Source organism: Nocardia pseudovaccinii, assembly GCF_050942345.1.
Lineage (GTDB): Bacteria > Actinomycetota > Actinomycetes > Mycobacteriales > Mycobacteriaceae > Nocardia > Nocardia pseudovaccinii.
Genome location: NZ_CP192074.1, coordinates 2,000,256 through 2,018,754, shown reverse-complemented (window position 1 = coordinate 2,018,754; position 18,499 = coordinate 2,000,256). Strand labels below are relative to the sequence as shown.

General features: G+C 65.6%; 16 protein-coding genes. 10 read left to right on the top strand and 6 right to left on the bottom strand.

The features are described from left to right. The first annotated feature begins 123 nt into the window (after nt 1-123). The 9 genes from ACQPZ2_RS09110 to ACQPZ2_RS09070 all read left to right on the top strand — a co-directional run bounded on the left by ACQPZ2_RS09110 (nt 124) and on the right by ACQPZ2_RS09070 (nt 9,205). Nucleotides 124-1,329 carry a cytochrome P450 gene (locus tag ACQPZ2_RS09110; RefSeq protein ID WP_433525147.1) on the top strand — a complete coding sequence of 402 codons (1,206 nt, stop codon included), beginning with the start codon at nt 124-126 and terminating at the stop codon, nt 1,327-1,329. Continuing rightward, complete coding sequence (locus ACQPZ2_RS09105) at nt 1,329-2,135, top strand: SDR family oxidoreductase (protein WP_433525146.1); 807 nt, start codon at nt 1,329-1,331, stop codon at nt 2,133-2,135. The genes ACQPZ2_RS09110 and ACQPZ2_RS09105 overlap by 1 nt, the downstream gene beginning before the upstream one ends. Further along, nucleotides 2,132-2,347 carry a ferredoxin gene (locus ACQPZ2_RS09100; protein ID WP_433525145.1) on the top strand — a complete coding sequence of 72 codons (216 nt, stop codon included), beginning with the start codon at nt 2,132-2,134 and terminating at the stop codon, nt 2,345-2,347. The genes ACQPZ2_RS09105 and ACQPZ2_RS09100 overlap by 4 nt, the downstream gene beginning before the upstream one ends. Further along, nucleotides 2,347-2,898, top strand: a complete 552-nt coding sequence (locus ACQPZ2_RS09095; RefSeq protein WP_063824988.1) for a hypothetical protein — start codon at nt 2,347-2,349, stop codon at nt 2,896-2,898. The genes ACQPZ2_RS09100 and ACQPZ2_RS09095 overlap by 1 nt, the downstream gene beginning before the upstream one ends. After that, entirely contained in the window at nt 2,892-4,136 is a 1,245-nt protein-coding gene (locus tag ACQPZ2_RS09090; protein ID WP_433525144.1) for a hypothetical protein, read from the top strand. The genes ACQPZ2_RS09095 and ACQPZ2_RS09090 overlap by 7 nt, the downstream gene beginning before the upstream one ends. Nucleotides 4,137-4,148: 12 nt before the next feature. After that, nucleotides 4,149-5,765 carry an acyl-CoA synthetase gene (locus tag ACQPZ2_RS09085; RefSeq protein WP_433525143.1) on the top strand — a complete coding sequence of 539 codons (1,617 nt, stop codon included), beginning with the start codon at nt 4,149-4,151 and terminating at the stop codon, nt 5,763-5,765. Between the two features lie 109 nt (nt 5,766-5,874). Beyond that, a complete protein-coding gene (locus ACQPZ2_RS09080) occupies nt 5,875-7,470 on the top strand; it encodes a succinic semialdehyde dehydrogenase (protein ID WP_433525142.1) in 1,596 nt (531 codons plus the stop codon). Nucleotides 7,471-7,496: 26 nt separating this feature from the next. Beyond that, nucleotides 7,497-8,723 (top strand): cytochrome P450, encoded by a 1,227-nt coding sequence (locus tag ACQPZ2_RS09075; protein ID WP_433525141.1) that lies wholly within the window; start codon nt 7,497-7,499, stop codon nt 8,721-8,723. After that, a complete protein-coding gene (locus ACQPZ2_RS09070) occupies nt 8,720-9,205 on the top strand; it encodes a glutathione peroxidase (protein WP_433525140.1) in 486 nt (161 codons plus the stop codon). Before ACQPZ2_RS09075 ends, ACQPZ2_RS09070 begins: the two co-directional genes overlap by 4 nt. Nucleotides 9,206-9,248: 43 nt before the next feature. On the opposite strand, the gene ACQPZ2_RS09065 is transcribed toward ACQPZ2_RS09070, so the two are convergent. The 6 genes from ACQPZ2_RS09065 to ACQPZ2_RS09040 all read right to left on the bottom strand — a co-directional run bounded on the left by ACQPZ2_RS09065 (nt 9,249) and on the right by ACQPZ2_RS09040 (nt 17,515). Further along, on the bottom strand, nt 9,249-9,830 hold the full coding sequence (locus ACQPZ2_RS09065; RefSeq protein WP_063045919.1) for a TerD family protein: 582 nt from the start codon (nt 9,828-9,830) through the stop codon (nt 9,249-9,251). Nucleotides 9,831-9,909: 79 nt separating this feature from the next. Then, entirely contained in the window at nt 9,910-11,265 is a 1,356-nt protein-coding gene (locus ACQPZ2_RS09060) for a cytochrome P450 (protein WP_433525139.1), read from the bottom strand. Nucleotides 11,266-11,570: 305 nt separating this feature from the next. Beyond that, the gene (locus ACQPZ2_RS09055; RefSeq protein WP_433525138.1) at nt 11,571-12,416 is read right to left on the bottom strand and encodes an isocitrate lyase/PEP mutase family protein; all 846 of its coding nucleotides are present in this window, start codon (nt 12,414-12,416) and stop codon (nt 11,571-11,573) included. A gap of 466 nt (nt 12,417-12,882) precedes the next feature. Then, nucleotides 12,883-14,052: an elongation factor Tu gene (gene tuf / locus ACQPZ2_RS09050; RefSeq protein ID WP_433525137.1), complete on the bottom strand. Its 1,170-nt coding sequence runs from the start codon at nt 14,050-14,052 to the stop codon at nt 12,883-12,885. 276 nt (nt 14,053-14,328) lie between these two features. Continuing rightward, nucleotides 14,329-16,176: a protein kinase domain-containing protein gene (locus ACQPZ2_RS09045; RefSeq protein ID WP_433525136.1), complete on the bottom strand. Its 1,848-nt coding sequence runs from the start codon at nt 16,174-16,176 to the stop codon at nt 14,329-14,331. A gap of 163 nt (nt 16,177-16,339) precedes the next feature. Next, nucleotides 16,340-17,515, bottom strand: coding sequence for a protein kinase domain-containing protein (locus ACQPZ2_RS09040; RefSeq protein ID WP_433525135.1), 1,176 nt, complete (start codon nt 17,513-17,515; stop codon nt 16,340-16,342). 130 nt (nt 17,516-17,645) lie between these two features. On the opposite strand from ACQPZ2_RS09040, the gene ACQPZ2_RS09035 reads away from it, so the two are divergent. Then, nucleotides 17,646-18,416, top strand: coding sequence for a deoxyribonuclease IV (locus ACQPZ2_RS09035; RefSeq protein WP_040695028.1), 771 nt, complete (start codon nt 17,646-17,648; stop codon nt 18,414-18,416). Nucleotides 18,417-18,499 lie beyond the last annotated feature (83 nt).

The window sequence follows — 18,499 nt, the reverse complement described above, 5'->3', positions numbered from 1 at the left end:
AACCTCTGTCGAATCCGGCATGCCGGTGGTACCGTCCAGACACATGTCCAGCTATGTGTCTCCCATCGATGACGCGACACCGGTCACCGATGAGAACTGGTTCTCGAATTCCGGGTTATCGCGATGACGGCCGCCTCACTGGAGCCCTTGACCTTCGACCCCTACGACTACGCGTTCCACGAGGACCCGTACCCCACCTATGAGCGGCTGCGCACCGAGGCGCCGCTCTACTACAACGCCGACCTGGATTTCTGGGCGCTGTCCCGGCACGCGGATGTGACCGCGGCCTTCCGCGACAGCGTCCGCCTGTCCAGCGCCAACGGGGTCTCGCTGGACCCTGCGGCCTGGGGCCCGCACGCGAGCCGGGTGATGTCGTTCCTGGCCATGGACGATCCGCGGCATATGCGCATGCGCCGCCTGGTCTACAAGGGCTTCACCCCCAAGCGGGTGGCCGAGATGGAAGACCGGATCAGGGACCTGACGCTGTCCTACCTGGAACCGGCACTCGCGACCGGCGAGTTCGACTGGATCGATGAGGTCGCGGGCAAACTCCCGATGGATGTCATCTCCGAACTGATGGGCGTGCCCGAGGCCGACCGCGCGGAGGTCCGCAGGCTGGCCGATCTGGTGGTGCACCGCGAGGACGGCGTCCTGGATGTCCCGATGGCCGCCGCGCAGGCATCGATCACGCTGCTCACCTATTACGCGGAGATGGTCGCCGCGCGAAGGCGCACTCCGACAACGGATCTCACCTCGGCGCTACTGGATGCCGAAATCGACGGCGACACCCTGTCCGACGAGGAGATCATCGGTTTCATGTTCCTGATGGTGGTGGCCGGTAACGAGACCACCACCAAACTCCTCGGCAATGCGCTGTATTGGAGCGCACGCAATCCGAGCGAGTACGCCAAGGTCGTGGCGGAACCCGAGCTGGTCACCGACTGGGTCGAGGAGACGCTGCGCTACGACACCTCCAGCCAGATGGTCGCGCGCTGCGCCGCGGTGGATATCGACCAGCACGGCCGCACCATCCCGAAGGGTGCGAAGGTGCTGTTGCTGATCGGTTCGGCCAATCGGGATCCGGAGGTCTTCGCCGACGGCGACAGCTACCGCATCGGACGCACCGACAAGTCCGGACTCGCGAGTTTCGGTGCGGGCGTGCACTTCTGCCTCGGCGCCCATCTCGCCCGGCTGGAGGCCAACGTAGCGCTGCGCGAATTCGCTTCGCGCGTGCGGTCTTACGACGTCGTCGACGCCGGTATCAAGCGCGTGCACTCGACCAATGTCCGCGGGTTCGCGAACCTGCCCGTCATCGTGGAGGCGAAATAATGCCACGGTTCGAACCGAATCCGGTGCGCCGACCGGCGATTGTGGCCGGAGCATCCTCCGGTATCGGCGCAGCGACGGCCGAAGCGCTCGCCGAACTCGGACATCCGGTCGCGCTCGGCGCGCGCCGGGTGGATCAATGCGAGGCGCTCGCAGCCAAGATCCGCGCCAATGGCGGCGAAGCCTTCGCCCACCAGCTCGATGTCACCGACGCGGCATCCGTCGACGATTTCGTCGCCGCTGCCGAAGACACCCTCGGGCCCATCGAAATCCTGGTCTCCGGCGCGGGCGATATCGAATTCTCGCTCGTGCACGAGATGGAACCGGATCGGTTCCTGCAGCAGGTGCAGGTGCATCTGGTCGGCGCGCACCGGTTGGTGCACCGGATACTGCCGGGGATGATGCGAAGGCAGCGCGGCGATTTCGTCTTGATCAGCTCCGACTGCGCCGAGGAGCCACGCCCGCGCACCGGCGCATACAGCGCTGCCAAGGCCGGGCTCGAGGCAATGGTCCAGCAGATGCGAATGGAGCTGGAGGGCAGCGGGGTTCGCGCATCACTGGTGCGCCCGGGTCCGACACTGACCGGCATGGGCATGAATTCCACTCCCGAGGTGGTCGGGCCGATGCTGGAGGACTGGAAGGCCTGGGGTTTCGCCCGTCACCCGTACATGCTGCGTGCGAGCGATCTGGCCGCCGCGGTCATCGCCGTGGTCTCCGCACCACGCGGGGCGCATCTCGTGCTGGTCGAGGTCCAGCCCGAGGCCCCGCTGCGTCCGTTACCGACCGTCGAGGACAGGAGCCGACCGTGAGGATCGTCGCCGATCTGGATTTGTGTCAGGGGCACGCCGTCTGCCAGGACGAAGCGCCCTCGGCCTTCACCGTGCCCAAGCGCGGCAAGGTCGAAATCCTCGACCCGACACCGAGTCCCGAAGCCCGCGCGGATATCGAGCGCGCGGTGCGCTACTGCCCCACCCAAGCGCTGTCGATCCGTGAAGACGAAACCGCGAAAGGAACACGGTAATGCCAGATTTCGACCGCGCCGAACTCGACGAGATGGTCCGGCGCTGGGTGCTGGAGAATCAGCGCTGCGAGGAAAAGGGCGACTGGAAGCCGCTCGCCGAGATGTACACCGAGGACGCCACCTACGGCTGGAATTACGGTCCGACCCAAGAATTCATGGCAGTGGGGCGAGCCGAGATCCGGGAACTCGCACTCGGTCAGGAGATGGAGGGCCTGGAGGGCTGGTCCTATCCCTACCAACAGTTCGTCACCGATGAGCGCAGCGGCGATGTCATCGGCTTCTGGAAGCAGATCAGCGATAACAAGCGATCCGACGGTCGCAACTACAGTCCGGAGGGCATCGGCGGCAGCTGGTTCCGCTACGGCGGCAACTACCAATGGTCTTGGCAGCGTGACTTCTTCGACTTCGGCAACGTTTCGCAGTTGTTCGTGGAGATGATCCAGAACAACGCACTGACGGCAGGGATGCAGAAGCGCATCCAACGGTCGGTCTCCGGAAAGACGCTGCCGGGCTGGTATCGGATCGGCGAAGCACCGGTTCCACTGTGGTGATTTCGAGCTTCGACCGGTTGTCGCGGGCCCAGCTGGCGACGCTGGTGCCCGAACTGCTGCTGTGCGGTCACCTGATCGACCGGTCCGGAATGGCGCATTCCATCGGGGCATTCGGGCGCGAGGGCATGGCGGCGGTCGCCATCGAGGAATGGCAGCTCGCCAGTCCGGTCTATACCCGCCGGATGCGCCGCGCGCTCGATTTCGAGGGCGATGACGTGCCGACGATCTTCAAAGGCCTGCAACTCGATATCGGTGCGCCGCCGCAGTTCATGGACTTCCGGTTTCGCGTCGACGATCGCGACCACGGCGAATTCTGGCTGGACCACTGTGGCGCGCTGGCGGATGTGGAGCCGCTCGGCGAGGAGTTCGTGGTGTCCATGTGCCACGACATCGAGGATCCGACCTTCGACGCGACCGCTCTCGCCACCAATCCGCATGCCCAGGTCCGGCCGATCCACCGTCCGCCGCGTCATCCGGCGGACCGAAAGCCGGTGTGCGCGTGGACCGTCGTCATCGACCAGGCACATATCCCACCGCCCACACCGCCGAATGCCCAGGTGGTGGCCAACTCTCGAGCCGCACTGCTGGAACTGTCCGCGATCGACAAGGACGATCCGGGCCAAAGCGATTACGCGGGCCCGCTGCTCAGCGACCTGCGCTTCACCGACTTCTCCAAATCTGCGCTGGTGCGCATGGCCGACGAGGTCTGCCTGCAACACCATCTGCTCACCATCGGCTTCATGACCGCCGTGCGTACTCGGTCCGCCGACGCCGCGACGGATATCGGCCGCAAACAATTCACCGGCATCGCCGGACTCACCTCCGAGCGGATTCGCAACGCACTCGGCCTCGGCGATGATCCGGCCGCGCTGGCCGAGGTACTGCTCCTACATCCGGCATGGAATCCCTTGCCGTACACCGGCATCGACGTATCCGTCACCGATGATGCGGTGCGACTGCGAGTGCCACGGCACAGTGATGCCAATACCGACCGCACCTGGCCATCGATGATCGATCCCGACCATCTTGCACCGCTGGCGGCAATGGCCCGCGGCGTGAATCCACGGTTCGACGTGCACTCGACCACTTCCGACGAGCACGGCTGGACCGCTGAGATAGTTCTCGCCGCAGCGCCGTTCAAGGAGGCGACCGAGGTGGCCATCACCCGGATCAGCACCGGCGCCGCCTTCGCCTTCACCGACCGCGGCATCCCACTGCCGCTCACCGTCATTCGCTGAGAGTGAATTGCCATGTCCCACAATTTCGCCGACCTCTTCGAGCATGCGGTCGACGCGATGCCGGAGCGCACCGCGCTGATAGAGGGCGATCGCGCACTCACCCTCGCCGAACTCGACGCCCGCGCGAATCGTCTCGCCGACCATCTCGGCTCGATCGGCGTCGGCCCCGGTACGCACGTGGGTTTCCAGATGCACAACGGCATCGAAACCATGACCACCCTCATTGCCTGCTTCAAGCTGCGGGCAGTCCCGATCAATATCAACTATCGGTACGGCGTCGAGGAACTGCGCTACCTCTACGACAATGCCGACCTCGAAGTGCTTGTGTGCCACACGAAATACGCAGACGACGCACTGGAAGCACTCGCCGACACGCCGTCGATCCGGGTGCTGATCGTCGACGCCCGGCCACCTGCGGACACCATCCCCCCGGCAGCGTCCGCCTCGTATGAGCAGGCCCTACTCTCGGGCTCACCCGCCCGCCGTTCGATCGACCGCAGCCCCGACGACCTGTTCATGATGTACACCGGCGGCACCACCGGCCGACCCAAGGGCGTCATGTGGCGGCAAGAGGATATGTGGCGAGTGCTCGGCGGCGGCATCGACTTCTACACGAACGAACCGGTTTCCGACGAATATCAGCAGTCCCGGGTCGGCGCACAGGGCGAACCGAGCACCTGGTTCGTCCTCCCGCCGCTCATCCACGCCGCCGCGATGATGCCGTCCTTCACCGCCCTGTGGTCCGGCAATGCCGTGATCTTCGAGCCCAAATTCGATGCGCGGCGGGTGTGGCAGCTGGTCGAACGACATCGCCCGCAAATCATGGTGATCACCGGCGATGCCATGGCCCGCCCGCTGATCGATGCCTACCGTGCCGCCCCGGTGGACGCGTCCTCGCTCGTCGCCATCGGCTCCGGTGCCGCGCTGCTGTCCCAACCGGTGAAAAACGCACTGCTGGAACTGTTTCCGTCGACGGTCGTCTCCGATTCCATCGGGTCCTCCGAAACCGGTTTCGGCGGTATCGGTTTCGCACAGAAGGACGACAATCCCGGCCGCGGTCCACGCGTGCACAGCGGGCGCGGCGCGATCGTGGTCGATGATGCGGGAAGGCAGGTCGAACCCGGTTCCGAGGGCTGGCTCGCCAAGACCGGTGCGGTGCCGATCGGCTACTACAAGGATCCGGAGAAGACCGAGCGGCTGTTCAAGACGGTCGACGGCGCCCGGATCGTGGTGACCGACGATCGCGCCAGGGTCGAGCCGGACGGCTCGGTGACCCTGATCGGCCGCGGCAATATGGTCGTCAATACCGGCGGCGAGAAGGTCTTCGTCGAAGAGGTCGAGAGCGTGGTGAAGGCGCACGAAGCCGTCTATGACGCGGTGGTGATCGGACTTCCGCACGAGCGCTGGGGCCAGCAGGTGGCGGCGGTGGTATCGGTCGCGGGCGCGGGCGCGGGCCCGGTGGATTTCGCCGCGCTCGAGCGCCATGTGCGCAAGCATCTCGCGGGGTACAAGGTGCCCAAGCAGATCTGGCTGGCCGACGTTGTCACGCGCGCCCCGAGCGGGAAGCCCGATTACCGCTGGGCGCGGGAGTACGCGGCGAGCCGCGCACCGGATCATCAGGCGGATTGACCATGTCTCGGCATGCATTCGACCAGGTCATCCCTATCAAGCCCCTGACAGCCAGGATGAGAACGTGTTCTAATTCGAGAGCATCTGCCGTCAGCACGGAGAAGGTCCGATGAATACAACCGAAGCCAAGAAGGATTCCGCACCGGGGCTGCCCGCCCGGATCACCGAAGCGCTGATCGGCAGGCTGACCGCAATGGTCGCGGCCTCCGGCACCGCCGATCCGTATTCGATGGTCGAGGTCTACACCGGCGCCGCGGTCGGTGAACTACCGCAGTCGACCCCCGAGGACGTCGCCGCCGCCTACGCGACCGCCCGAGCGGCCCAGCAGGAATGGGCCGCCTGGCCGCTGCAGCGCCGGCTCGAGGTCTTCGCACGCGCACACGACCTGATTCTCGCCGAATACGAAACCATCGCCGACCTGATCCAGATCGGCTGCGGTAAGACCCGCCGCATGGCCTTCGAGGAATCCTGCGATGTCCCGATGGTCATCAGCCACTACCTCAAGACCGCACGGCGGGTGCTGAAGCCCAAGCGGCGCGGCGGCCCGGTGCCGCTGATCACCACCTCGACCGAGGAGCACCGCCCCAAGGGCGTCGTCGCGGTCATCGCGCCGTGGAATTTCCCATTCGCCATCGCGCTCTCGGATTCGATGCCCGCGCTGATGGCGGGCAATGGCGTGGTACTCAAGCCCGATAACAAGACCGCGCTCTGTGCGCTGTTCGGGGTGGAGCTGCTGTACAAGGCCGGTCTGCCGAAGGGGCTGTTTCAGGTCGTCTGCGGCGAGGGTCCCGATGTGGGGCCGACGTTGATCGACAATGCCGACTTCGTCATGTTCACCGGCTCGACCGCGACCGGGCGGGTGGTCGGCGCAGGCGCGGGCCGCAATCTGATCGGCTGCAGCCTCGAACTCGGCGGCAAGAACCCGATGATCGTGCTGGACGACGCGAATCTCGACGAAGTGATTCCCGGTGCGTCATTCGCGGTCTTCGCGAATTCGGGCCAGGCCTGTATGCACATCGAACGGATCTATGTGCAGGACAGGTTGTACGACGAGTTCGTGCGCCGATTGGTCACGGCGGCAGACGAATTGAACGCCGAGATCGGCGCGGCCTACGACTTCACACCGGAATTCGGCTCGCTGGTCTCGGTGCAGCATATGGAGCGGGTCGCGGCGCATGTCGAGGATGCGCGCGGGAAGGGCGCGACCGTGCTGACCGGCGGCAAGGCGCGACCGGATATCGGCCCGGCCTTCTATGAACCCACCGTGCTCACCGATGTCACCGCCGAGATGACGCACGCGACCGCGGAGACCTTCGGTCCGGTGGTGAGCGTCTACCGGTTCTCCGACGAGCAGGAGGCCATCCGGCTCGCCAACGACACCACCTACGGCCTGAACGCCAGCGTGTGGAGCCGAGATCTGGCCCGCGCCAACCGAATCGGCGCGCAGCTCGCGGCCGGGAATATCAATATCAACGACGGCTTCGTGACGACCTACGCCGCCAAGGGCACCCCGTCCGGCGGCGTCAAACAATCCGGCGTCGGCACCAGGCACGGCGATCAGGGCCTGCTCAAATACACCGACACCGTGAATATCGGCGTGCAGAAGCGCCAGGTGATGGCCGCCCGCGCGGGCCTGCCCTACGAGAAGCAGCTGAAGACCACGCTGACGACCCTACGACTCATGCGCCGGCTCAGGCTGCGCTGAAACACTTTTCACCCCATGAGGTAGCTATGGCAGCGCCCGCGTTCCCGGCAGGCTTCGATTTCACCGATCCCGGGCTGTGGGAAGACCGCATGCCGGTCGAGGAATTCGCGACCCTGCGCCGCACCGCACCGGTGTGGTGGTGCGCGCAGCCGGATGCGACCTCCGGCGGGTTCCGCGACGGCGGGTACTGGGTGGTCAGCAAACACGAAGACGTGAAGGAGATTTCGCGCAGCCCGGAAATCTATTCCTCCGCGCAGAAGGGCGCGATCATCCGGCTGCCCGACGATGTCACACCGGAGCAGATCGAACTCACCGGTGCGCTGCTGGTGAACATGGATGCGCCCAAGCATGCCAAGATCCGCCGGATCGTCTCCAAGGGATTCACCCCGCGCGCGGTGGAGGGTCTGCGCGCCGCACTCACCGAACGCGCGGCGCGAATCGTGCACGAGGCCAAGCGGACCGGGGGCGGCGACTTCGTCCAGCAGGTCGCCTGCGAACTGCCGCTGCAGGCCATCGCGGAACTGCTCGGCGTGCCGAACGACGACCGGCACAAGCTGTTCGAATGGTCCAACCAGACGCTGAACTACGACGATCCGGAGTACGGCGACGCCACCACCGCCTTCACCGAAATCCTCGGCTACGCCTGGAATATGGCCGAAGAGCGCCGCGCCTGTCCGGTCGACGACATCGTCAGCCAATTGGTGCACGCCGACGTCGACGGCGAAGCGCTCGGTTCGGACGAATTCGGATTCTTCGTCATCCTGCTCGCCATCGCGGGCAATGAGACCACCCGCAATGCCATCACCCACGGTATGAAGGCCTTCGTGGACCATCCGGATCAGTGGGAGTTGTATCGGGAGCAGCGGCCGCGCACCGCACCCGACGAGATCGTCCGGTGGGCGACCCCGGTGAATGCCTTCCAGCGCACCGCGGCCCAGGACACCGAACTCGGTGGACAGCAGATCAAGCAGGGGCAGCGACTGGGAATCTTCTACAGTTCGGCCAACTTCGACGAGGACGCCTTCGAGAATCCGTTCACCTTCGACGTAATGCGCGATCCCAATCCGCACGTCGCATTCGGCGGCACCGGTGCGCATTATTGCGTCGGGGCGAATCTGGCGCGATTGGAGATCGACCTGATGTTCAACGCGATCGCCGACGTCATGCCCCAGATCAGCCAGGTCGCCGATCCGGTACGGTTGCGCTCGGGGTGGATCAACGGAATCAAGAACTGGCAGGTGCGATACGAATGAATATCCGCAACATTCCCCTACGTACCCTCTCCGGCGACCCGGCAACACTGGGCGAATTGGTCGGAGACAAAGCGGTACTGCTGGTCAATGTGGCCTCCAAGTGCGGGCTGACGCCGCAGTACACCGGACTCGTCGAACTTCAGAAAACTTATGGCGACCGCGGTTTCAGCGTGGTCGGTGTGCCGTGTAACCAGTTCATGGGCCAGGAGCCGGGTACCGCCGAGGAGATCGCGGAATTCTGCTCGACCACCTACGGCGTCGACTTTCCGCTGCTGGAGAAGACCGATGTCAACGGCGACGAGCGGCATCCGCTCTACCAGGCGCTGGTGGAGACCGCGGATGCCGAGGGCACGGCCGGTGATATCCAGTGGAACTTCGAGAAATTCCTGATCGATCGCGAAGGTGCGGTAGTCGGCCGGTTCCGGCCGCGTACCACCCCCGACGACGCCACGGTCGTCTCCGCCGTCGAATCGGTTCTGTAGCAAGAGCGGCCGGAGCTCGGCGTCCGAGCTCCGGCCCGCCTGCTCACGCCATCGCGAAGCGCAGCAGGGCCTGCTTATCGCCCTGCTTGATCTTGCCCTTGCGATTGAGCACCTCGAGCTGCCAGCTTCCTCCGTTGCGGAACGCCTTGGCCACGGCATTGGCGTTATCCGTGCCGAGCAGCGACGGCCAGATATCGGCCACCTGCTGGGCACTGCCGCCGGTCGCGTCGTAGACCTTGAAACTGATGTTGTTGGCCTTCTCGAACGAGGAGCCCTTCTTGAATGCCGCGGCCACGAAAATGATCGCGTCGATGGCCTCGGGCACATTCGCGAAGGTGACGTGCACCGATTCGTCGTCGCCGGAGGCCGCGCCGGTCTGCTCGTCGCCGGTGTGCTGGACCGAACCGTTGCCGAGCGGGTCGAGGGAGTCGAGTCCGGCGAAACGCACCGGCTCGGCGCCTTGCATGAGGATGGCGATCAGATCCAGGTCCACACCGCGCTTGCGGCGCAATAATCCGACCGCGCCGCCGCTGGTGCCCCCCGACGGGTCCCAGCTCACCCCGACCGTCAGCTTGGTGATGCCGTTGAGATCAGCGGCGCCATCTTCCTTTTTGAGCGTGATCATGTCTTCACAGTACAAGCGAATTCGGAAGTCCATGGGGCCCAGAATCTTCCCGCTCACGCTCTCGTAACTGGGTGTTTGCCTAGACCTTTCGCCGCCTGCGGTAGCGCACGGCACAGGGCTGTTGCAGCTGCACCACCATCTTGCTGTGGTCGTTGCGGTAGCTGTCGGATGGTTGTGCCATTTCGAATTCCCAGTCCCGCAGCAGTATCGAGAAAATCGCCTTGAGCTGCATGAGCGCGAAGGCCGCTCCGACACAGCGATGTCTGCCAGCCCCGAAGGGGATCCAGGTCCAGCGGTTGACGATATCCGCCTGATTCGGATCGATATAGCGGTTCGGGTCGAACAGATCCGGATTCGGGAAGTCCTCCGGAATCCGGTTGGAGATGGCCGGAGTCGCCGCGACCAGATCGCCCGGTGCGATGCGATGTCCGCACACCTCGAATTCGCCCTGCGCCACCCGCATCAGAATGATCAGCGGCGGATGCAGCCGCAGTGTCTCCTTGACCACCGCCTCCAGATTCGGAATCTGGCGCAGCGCGCCGAAACTGATATCGGAACCGTCGGCGTACAACTCGTCGAGTTCATCGACGACGCGACGCAATTCCGCCGGATGCCTGAGCAATTCGATGACCGACCACGCCGCGGTACCCGAAGTGGTGTGATGGCCCGCGAACATCATCGAGATGAACATTCCGGTGATTTCGCTCGCGCTGAATCGCGGCTGCCCCTGTTCGTCCTTGATCGAGATCAGGATGTCGAGCATGTCCCGATCTTCTTTGTTCGCGGGCGGATTCGCGGCGCGGCCGTCCATGATGCCCTGCACCAATTCGACCAGTTCCACGCGAGCGGCGTCGCGGCGCTGGAAGCTTTCGATCGGCGCATACGGATCCACGTAGGCCAGCGCGTCGGTGCCGCGCTCCAGATCGTGGTAGAGGTGGGCGAAGCGTTCGTCGAGTTCATCGCGGAAGCGCTTGCCGATCAGGCAGGCCGAGGACGTGTAGATGGTCAGCTCGGCGAAGAAGTCGAGCAGGTCGATCTGCCCCTCGTCGCCCCAGTTCGCCAGCATGCGCTCGACCTCGCGACCGATGGTCGCCGCATGTCCGCGCATTTGTTCCGCACGCAATGCCTGGTTGTGCAGCATCTCCTTGCGCCGCTCCGGACTGGCGTCGAACACCACGCCCTCACCGAAAATCGGCTTCATGAACGGATACGCGGCGGCCTGATCGAGATCCTCGTCGCCGGATCGGAAGAAGAACTCATTGGCCTCGGCGCCGGACAGCAGAATCACATGCCGCCCGGCCAGATCGAACGCCCCGACATCCCCGCATTCCGCCCGCACCCGCCGCATCAAAGCCAGTGGATCGACGCGGAATTCCTCGAGATGCCCATGCTCGTGATCGCCTCCGGAAACCCGCAGCGGCTTGACCAGGGTCATGAAATCCTCCTGGGATATCTGTCCGCACACATGATGGACACGTGTCTGGACAGTACTACGATCGGCGTGGAGCAGGCAAGGCTCGGCGCTCGACTTCGCGCTGTGCCCGGGAAAGTGTGCTGCCGCGACAAAAAGGCCCGGCACTCGCAGTGCCGGGCCTCTCGTTCGTCGGTCCTACCGGCGAACGACCTCGCCGCAATTCACGCCCGCGGTGCCCCGACCCCGTTCCGTTCAAGGAACGTGACCTCGACAACTTGACGCCCGAAGTGCGGGAACCGCGCGAACGCGGCTACCCGGAGCCCGGATCAGCGGCGGAAGAGGTTGTTGAGGTCGTTCTGAGTGAGTTGTTCGGCGGCGTAGGTGAAGGTGCCGCGGTCTGCCAATTCGTGTGCGGTATCGAGTAATTGACGGTACATGGCGCGGAAGATGCTGCCGCCGACCGTGACTCGGCGTACGCCGAGCTCGCGCAGGTCGTCGAGGGACAGTGCGTTGCCGGTCAAGCCCATGACCACATTGAGTGGGCCGTCGAGTTCGCGCACCAGTGTGCCGATGGTTGCGGCATCGCTGGCACCCGGAACGAACGCACAGTCGGCACCTGCCGCCAGGTAGGCGTTGGCCCGCCGGATGCATTCGTCGAGCGAGATATCGACCAGGAGCCCATCGGTGCGGCCGACCAGAACGAACGGCTCCCCGCTGGCGTCTATGGCAGCGCGGGCCGCGCGGATGCGGTCCGCGCACAACTCCAGGTCGTAGAGCGGTCGCGTGCTGTCGCCGGTGAAGTCTTCTATATTCCCGCCCGCCGCACCGGCGTCGAGCGCCGACGCGATCGTGGTCGCCACCGTCTCGGGTTTCTCGCCGTATCCCTCTTCGAGATCGGCGCTGACCGGCACCCCGACCGCGTCGACGATCTCGCGCACCCGCCCCAGCATCGTCTCGCGATCGACCCGCCCGTCCTCGTGCTCGGCGAAGAAGTCGTGATCCGGACGTCCGAGGGAGAACGCGATACCGGCGCTGGTGGTGGCCACCGCGGGAAACCCGGCCGATTCCAGAATCCGGGCACTGCCCGCATCCCACGCATTCGGGAGCAGGAAGCAACCTTCCCGGTGCAACTCGACGAACCGTTGTGCGCGTTGCCGCCGATCGCTGATCACGTCGTGTTGCTCCCTCTTCCCGTGTTCATTCGTCCACTGCGAAGGCCGTCGAGGCAGCCGATTTGTCAGACCCCTTCGATAGAATCACATAACACAGAAGGGGGTTGGTAATCATGGGTATTCGACGAATTCTGCATCTGCTGCTCCGACGGCGCAGGGTTTCGGCGCCCTGGTCCGCGGCCGAGAAAACCGCAGCTCGGCGCGCCGCGGTGGTTCGCGACCTCCAGCGGATTCGTCGCGCTGACGAACGCAATCGGCCTCGGGAGCGCAACCCCTACGACCACACCGACAGCTCGATCGCGGGTGGATGCGCCGGCGGCTGACGGCACGGCTTCCCCCAGCGCCGCACAAGAATCGACGCGCTCATTCAGGGGTAGCCGCGCGCCATGCGGTCTGCCGATGCGGCGGCTCCCGGCCAGGGGGTTGGGCATGCGTGTTGCTTGCGCATGCCCAACCCCGGGCAGGGCTAGCCGACGGTCAGGACGGTGCCCGCGCCGACGGTCCGCCCGCCCTCGCGGATGGCGAAGCCGAGGCCCGGCTCCAGCGGTACCGGGCGGCCCAATTCGACTGTCAGGTCGATGGTTTCGCCAGGACGGGCGACGGCGACGGGCAGCGTGACGTTGCCGACGACGTCACCGGTGCGCACGTAGAACTGCGGGCGGTAGCCGGTGGCGATCGGTGTGCGCCGACCGCCCTCCGCCGTACCCAGCAGGTACACGCGCGCCCTGAACCGGGTATGCACCGCGATGCTGCCCGGTTCCGCCGCGACCTGACCGCGACGCACCTGACCGCGCTGCACGCCGCGCAGCAGCAGCGCGACATTGTCGCCCGCTTCCGCGAATTCCATTGTCCGGCCGAAGGTTTCCACCCCGGTGACAACGGAGGTCAGCTCCTCGCCGCCGTAGAGCTGCACCCGGTCGCCGAGGCGAATCCGGCCGCGCTCCACCGCACCGGTGATGACGGTGCCCCGACCGGTAATGGTCAGGACGTTCTCCACCGGGAGCAGAAACGGCGCGTCGGTATAGCGCACGGGCGTGGGCACATGGGTGTCCACGGCGTCCAGCAGGTCGAGCAGCGCGGCGGTCCACCGCGAATCCCCTTCCAGCGCACGCAAACCCGAAACCCGTACGACCGGCAACTCCGCACCCGGGTAACCCTGGGCGCTGAGCAGCTCGCGCACCTCGAGCTCGATCAGGTCGAGCAGTTCCGGATCACCCGCGTCGGCCTTGTTGAGCGCGACCACGATGTGCTCCACCCCGACCTGACGCGCGAGCAGCACATGCTCGGCCGTCTGCGGCATGACGCCGTCCTGCGCCGAGACCACCAGGATCGCCCCGTCGAGCTGGGACGCGCCGGTGATCATGTTCTTCACGAAGTCGGCGTGCCCCGGCATATCGATATGCGCGTAATGCCGTGTGGCGGTTTCGTATTCGACGTGCGCGATATTGATGGTTATGCCGCGCAACGCCTCCTCCGGCGCCCGGTCGATCCGGTCGAACGGCACGAAGCTACCGCCGCCGCGCTCGGCGAGCACCTTTGTGATGGCGGCGGTCAACGTGGTCTTGCCGTGATCGACGTGACCCATGGTGCCGATGTTCAGATGCGGCTTGGTCCGCACATACGTCTTCTTGGACATGACTTTCCCTGACTTGGAAAAGATTTCCGGCGATATTGCCGTGGGACCTCTCTGCGACGGGCCACCTTCCCCGTCAGAGGTCCCGGGACATCCCGGGGAAGGTCAGCTTCGGGCGCCGTCGAAGTGCGCCGCAGCCACTGCTGCGAACGCTGCCAGGGCAGCCGCCATCGCGTCCGCGACCGCGGACTCCAGAGCGATGGTGTGGCCGAACATGCGCAGAACTGTACGGGCCGAGTGGAACCGGGCGCGAGCCATTTTCCGCGCCCGGTTCGGCTCTCAGTTCAGTGGGGCCGAGCGCCACCAGCGCAGGACCTTGTCCTGAGCACCCGCCAAACCGTCGGCGTACATGAGGAATTGGGCGCGCTTGCTGTCGCCGGTGAACGCGGTGACGATCTTCGGCCCGTCGTTGACGAACTTGTAGTTGGTGTAGGTTTTGCCGCCGTTGGTGTCGGTCGACTTGGTGGCGTCCGAAGGCAGGTTGCTCAGCGCCTTCTGCACATCGGAGGCATTCTTGTAGACGTAGATCGTGTAGAACGGGTCGTCGTTGTCACCGCCGCCGTAGCAATCCCACTGCGCGGCCCAGGCACCGAAGTCCGGCGTGCCCGGCGTGGGCAGCGTCAGGTCGCCGGTCTTGTGGGCATTGCATTTCGCGCCGTTGTAGCCGACCGAATCGGATTCGCTGGCGGGCACCATGCGCGGGAACTCCTTGCTGATCGCGGCCGCGGTCGCATCCATCGAGCCGCTGCCGCCGGTGGAGTAACTCGACGAGGTCGTCGTGCTGCCGCCACCGGAGTTCGACGAACCACCATTCGATACCACGCCGATGATCACGAGCACGATCACCAACAGGATCACCAGACCGACGCACAGCGCGACGATCAGCCCGACATTCGATTTGCGCTGCGGCGGTGCGGGCGGGCGCGGCCCGCTCATCGGCGGCCGGGGTGCGAATCCGAGCGGCTGCTGGTTGTAGGGATTGCTCGGATGCGGTTGCTGTTGGGTCGGCGCGGTCTGCACCGGCTGCGGACGCGGGGTGCCCTGCGCAGCGGGATTGACGGTCGTCGGCGCCAACGGCTGCGGCTGCACGGTGTGCGGTGCGCTCGTCTGCGGGTACGGGCCGCTGGTCTGCGGATATGGTCCGGCGGTCTGCGGGTACGGACCGTTCGTCACCGGATGCGGCGTACCGGTCACGGGCATCGGCTGCCCGGTGACCGGCCGCGGTGCACCCGTCACCGGAATCGCCGGTCCGGTACCCGGACGCGGGCCGACCACCGGCATCGCCGGGACGCTCGGATTGGCGAATGCCTGCTTGGCGGCTTGCGCGAACTCCGAGCACGAGGCGAACCGCTCATCGGGTCGCTTGGCCATCGCCTTCGCCAGCACCCCGTCCAATTGGAAGGGCAGTCCGGGACGGACGCTGCTCAATGCCGGAGGCGTGCCCTGCAGATGTCCCTGGATCACCGCCGCCGGATTGGTCGCGGCGAACGGACCGGACCCGGTGAACAGCCAGAACAGCGAGCAGGCCAGCGAATACTGGTCCGAGCGGTGATCGAGCGAAGCACCGGTCAGCTGTTCGGGCGAGGCATAGGCCAGAGTCGCGGTGAAGGTGCCGGTCTGGGTGAGGTGGCCGGTGTCGTCGCGCAGCCGCGCGATACCGAAGTCGGTCAGGTAGACCCGCTCACCGCGCCCTCCGCCGGAGCGGGCCAGCAGGATATTCGCGGGCTTCACATCACGGTGCAGTACGCCCATGCCGTGCGCGTAGTCGAGCGCATCGGCGGTCTCCTTGACGATCTGGACCGCGCGCTCCGGCGGCAGCGACTTGGGATCGACCGATGCGGCATCGATGCCATCGATGTACTGCATCGAGATCCACAGCTGCTCGTCCTCGAGGCCGCGGTCGTAGACGGTGACGATATTCGGGTGATCGAGCTGGGCGACCAGATCCGCCTCCCGCTCGAACCGCGCCCGCACCTCCTTATCGAAGAACATCTCTCGATTCAGCAGCTTCAGCGCCGTCATCCGCGGCAGTCGCGGATGTTTTGCCAGGTACACCGAACCCATGCCACCGCGACCCAATTGCCGATCGATGACATAACCGGCGAATACGTCACCGCTGGCCAGCATGTCTGCTCCACTTCCCGCCGCCCACCGGGACCCACCGATGAACGCGCGTACAGCATAAGAATGCGCGATCAGGACCTCCTGACCACGGAAAACATCGAAACCTTAGCAGGATTCGCTTAAGCCCTGGTTATCGTCGACTTATCGGTATCGACGTCGTTTCCGGCTATGGCGGAGGGCGCGGCGTGGGTCCGGGCGGCGTTCTGCCGGGGCGACGTGGGATATCGGGCAGGGCGATGGTGCCGGGTCGCGGCGAACGGCGCGGCGGCAGCGGCAGGCGCGGCTGGGACGTTCTCGGTGACTCGGGGGCACCGCGGCCGGGCGGCTCGGTCGGCCGGGCGGTTCTGCTGCTGCCGACCCGCTCGGAAGTGTTGGGAGGCACCGCGTTTCCGGACGGCACCGGATTTCGGGCCGGACCGGTATCGCGAGGAGGTTCGGTGCTGGGACGCGATTCGGGGCCCATCCCCGTCGGCGGGCGATACGGACCGTTCGCTCGAGGCGGGTGCGGCGCGGACGACACCAGCGCCCGCCGAGCCGCCACGGCGAATTCGGTGCAGCTGCCGAATCGGTCCGCGGGCCGTTTGGCCATGGCCCGCGCCAGCACCGCATCCAGCGCGGGCGGCACGTCGGGGCGATACCGGCGCAGCGACGGTATCGCCCCATACAGATGCCCGTTGATGACGGCCATGGGATTCGCCCCTTGAAACGGCCCGACACCGGTCAGCATCCAGAACAGCGAGCAGGCCAGTGAATACTGGTCGGCCAGGTAGTCCGGCGTACCGGTCAGTTGTTCCGGCGCGGCGTATGCCAGTGTGGCGGTAATGGTTCCGGCCGAACTCAGCGTGGACTCGCCGTCACGCATGCCCGCGATGCCGAAGTCGGTGAGCAGCACCCGTTCCGGCTGCCCGATCGGCGCCTTGGCCAGCAAGATATTGGCCGGTTTCACATCGCGGTGCAGTACGCCGTTGCCGTGTGCGAAATCCAGCGCGGCCGCGGTATCGACGACGATCTGCACCGCGCGACCCGGCGCGAGCACATTGACATCCGCGCAGGACGCATCCGCGCCAGGCACGAACTGCATCGAGATCCACAGCTGCTGATCCTCGGCGCCGCGGTCGTAGACGGTGACGATATTCGGATGGTCGAGCTGAGCGACCAGATCGGCCTCTCGCTCGAAGCGGTGCCGGATCTCGGCATCGGTATACAGCTCGCGCTTCAACAATTTCAGCGCGGTCAGGCGCGGAAGGCGCGGATGCTGGGCCAGGTAGACGGTGCCCATACCGCCCTGGCCGAGCACACGTTTGATCGTGTATCCAGCGAAAACATCGCCAGTTCGCAGCACAGTGGATTCACCCCCCGTATCGGGTCGAGCACCTGGATCCTACCGATGTATCTGTTCGCACGGCCCGGACGCAACATGTTCGTTGCGGTGGGCGAAGACGTTGTCGGTGGCACTCGTTAGGCTCGGCCCCATGCGCATTGGAGCACACGTCCGGCTCGACAGCGATCCGATCGGCTTCGGTGAGAAACTCGGCGCCGATGTCATCCAACTGTTCGTCGTCGACCCGCAGAGTTGGGACAAACCGACCCCGCATCCGCGGACCGAGGAGATCCTCGCCAGTCCGATCGATGTGGTGGTGCACTCGTCCTATCAGATCAATGTGGCGAGCCTGAACAATCGCCTGCGCATGCCGTCGCGCAACGCGGTCGCACAGCAGGCGAAGGCCGCCGCCGATATCGGCGCGTTCGGTCTGGTGGTGCACGGCGGACATGTCCGCTCCGACGGTGAACTGGAGACCGGAATCGATAACTGGCGCAAGCTGTTCGAGCGTCAGCAGGACAAGGGCGGCTTCGCGGTGCCGATCCTGATCGAGAACACCGCGGGCGGCAACCACGCCATGGCCCGGCATTTCGATTCGATCGCCCGGCTCTGGGACGCGGTCGGCGATTTCGGCGCGGGCTTCTGCCTGGACACCTGCCACGCCTGGGCGGGTGGTGAGGATCTCGTAGGCGTCGTCGAGCGGATCAAGGCCATCACCGGCCGCATCGACCTGGTGCACCTGAACTCCTCCCGCGACGAATTCAATTCGGGCGCGGACCGTCATGCCAACTTCGCGGACGGAACGATCGATCCGGAGTTGCTCGCCGAGGTGTGCCGGACGGCGGATGCCCCGGTTGTTCTGGAAACGCCCGGCGAAGGGGTTGCCGAGGATCTGGCGTACCTGCGGGAGCACGTCGGCTGACCCTCCCGCATCCGCCGCCTCCGTCCAGGTGTCAGCAAACCCAACCGAACAGCTCACCGGGGGTAATGGCCGGAAACGCCATC

What these genes read in the sequence shown, in the direction of transcription:
- ACQPZ2_RS09110 (WP_433525147.1), top strand. Translation starts at nt 124, where the DNA reads ATGACGGCCGCCTCACTGGAGCCCTTGACCTTCGACCCCTACGACTAC.
- ACQPZ2_RS09105 (WP_433525146.1), top strand. Translation starts at nt 1,329, where the DNA reads ATGCCACGGTTCGAACCGAATCCGGTGCGCCGACCGGCGATTGTGGCC.
- ACQPZ2_RS09095 (WP_063824988.1), top strand. Translation starts at nt 2,347, where the DNA reads ATGCCAGATTTCGACCGCGCCGAACTCGACGAGATGGTCCGGCGCTGG.
- ACQPZ2_RS09085 (WP_433525143.1), top strand. Translation starts at nt 4,149, where the DNA reads ATGTCCCACAATTTCGCCGACCTCTTCGAGCATGCGGTCGACGCGATG.
- ACQPZ2_RS09080 (WP_433525142.1), top strand. Translation starts at nt 5,875, where the DNA reads ATGAATACAACCGAAGCCAAGAAGGATTCCGCACCGGGGCTGCCCGCC.
- ACQPZ2_RS09075 (WP_433525141.1), top strand. Translation starts at nt 7,497, where the DNA reads ATGGCAGCGCCCGCGTTCCCGGCAGGCTTCGATTTCACCGATCCCGGG.
- ACQPZ2_RS09070 (WP_433525140.1), top strand. Translation starts at nt 8,720, where the DNA reads ATGAATATCCGCAACATTCCCCTACGTACCCTCTCCGGCGACCCGGCA.
- ACQPZ2_RS09065 (WP_063045919.1), bottom strand. Translation starts at nt 9,830, where the DNA reads ATGATCACGCTCAAAAAGGAAGATGGCGCCGCTGATCTCAACGGCATC.
- ACQPZ2_RS09060 (WP_433525139.1), bottom strand. Translation starts at nt 11,265, where the DNA reads ATGACCCTGGTCAAGCCGCTGCGGGTTTCCGGAGGCGATCACGAGCAT.
- tuf (WP_433525137.1), bottom strand. Translation starts at nt 14,052, where the DNA reads ATGTCCAAGAAGACGTATGTGCGGACCAAGCCGCATCTGAACATCGGC.
- ACQPZ2_RS09045 (WP_433525136.1), bottom strand. Translation starts at nt 16,176, where the DNA reads ATGCTGGCCAGCGGTGACGTATTCGCCGGTTATGTCATCGATCGGCAA.
- ACQPZ2_RS09035 (WP_040695028.1), top strand. Translation starts at nt 17,646, where the DNA reads ATGCGCATTGGAGCACACGTCCGGCTCGACAGCGATCCGATCGGCTTC.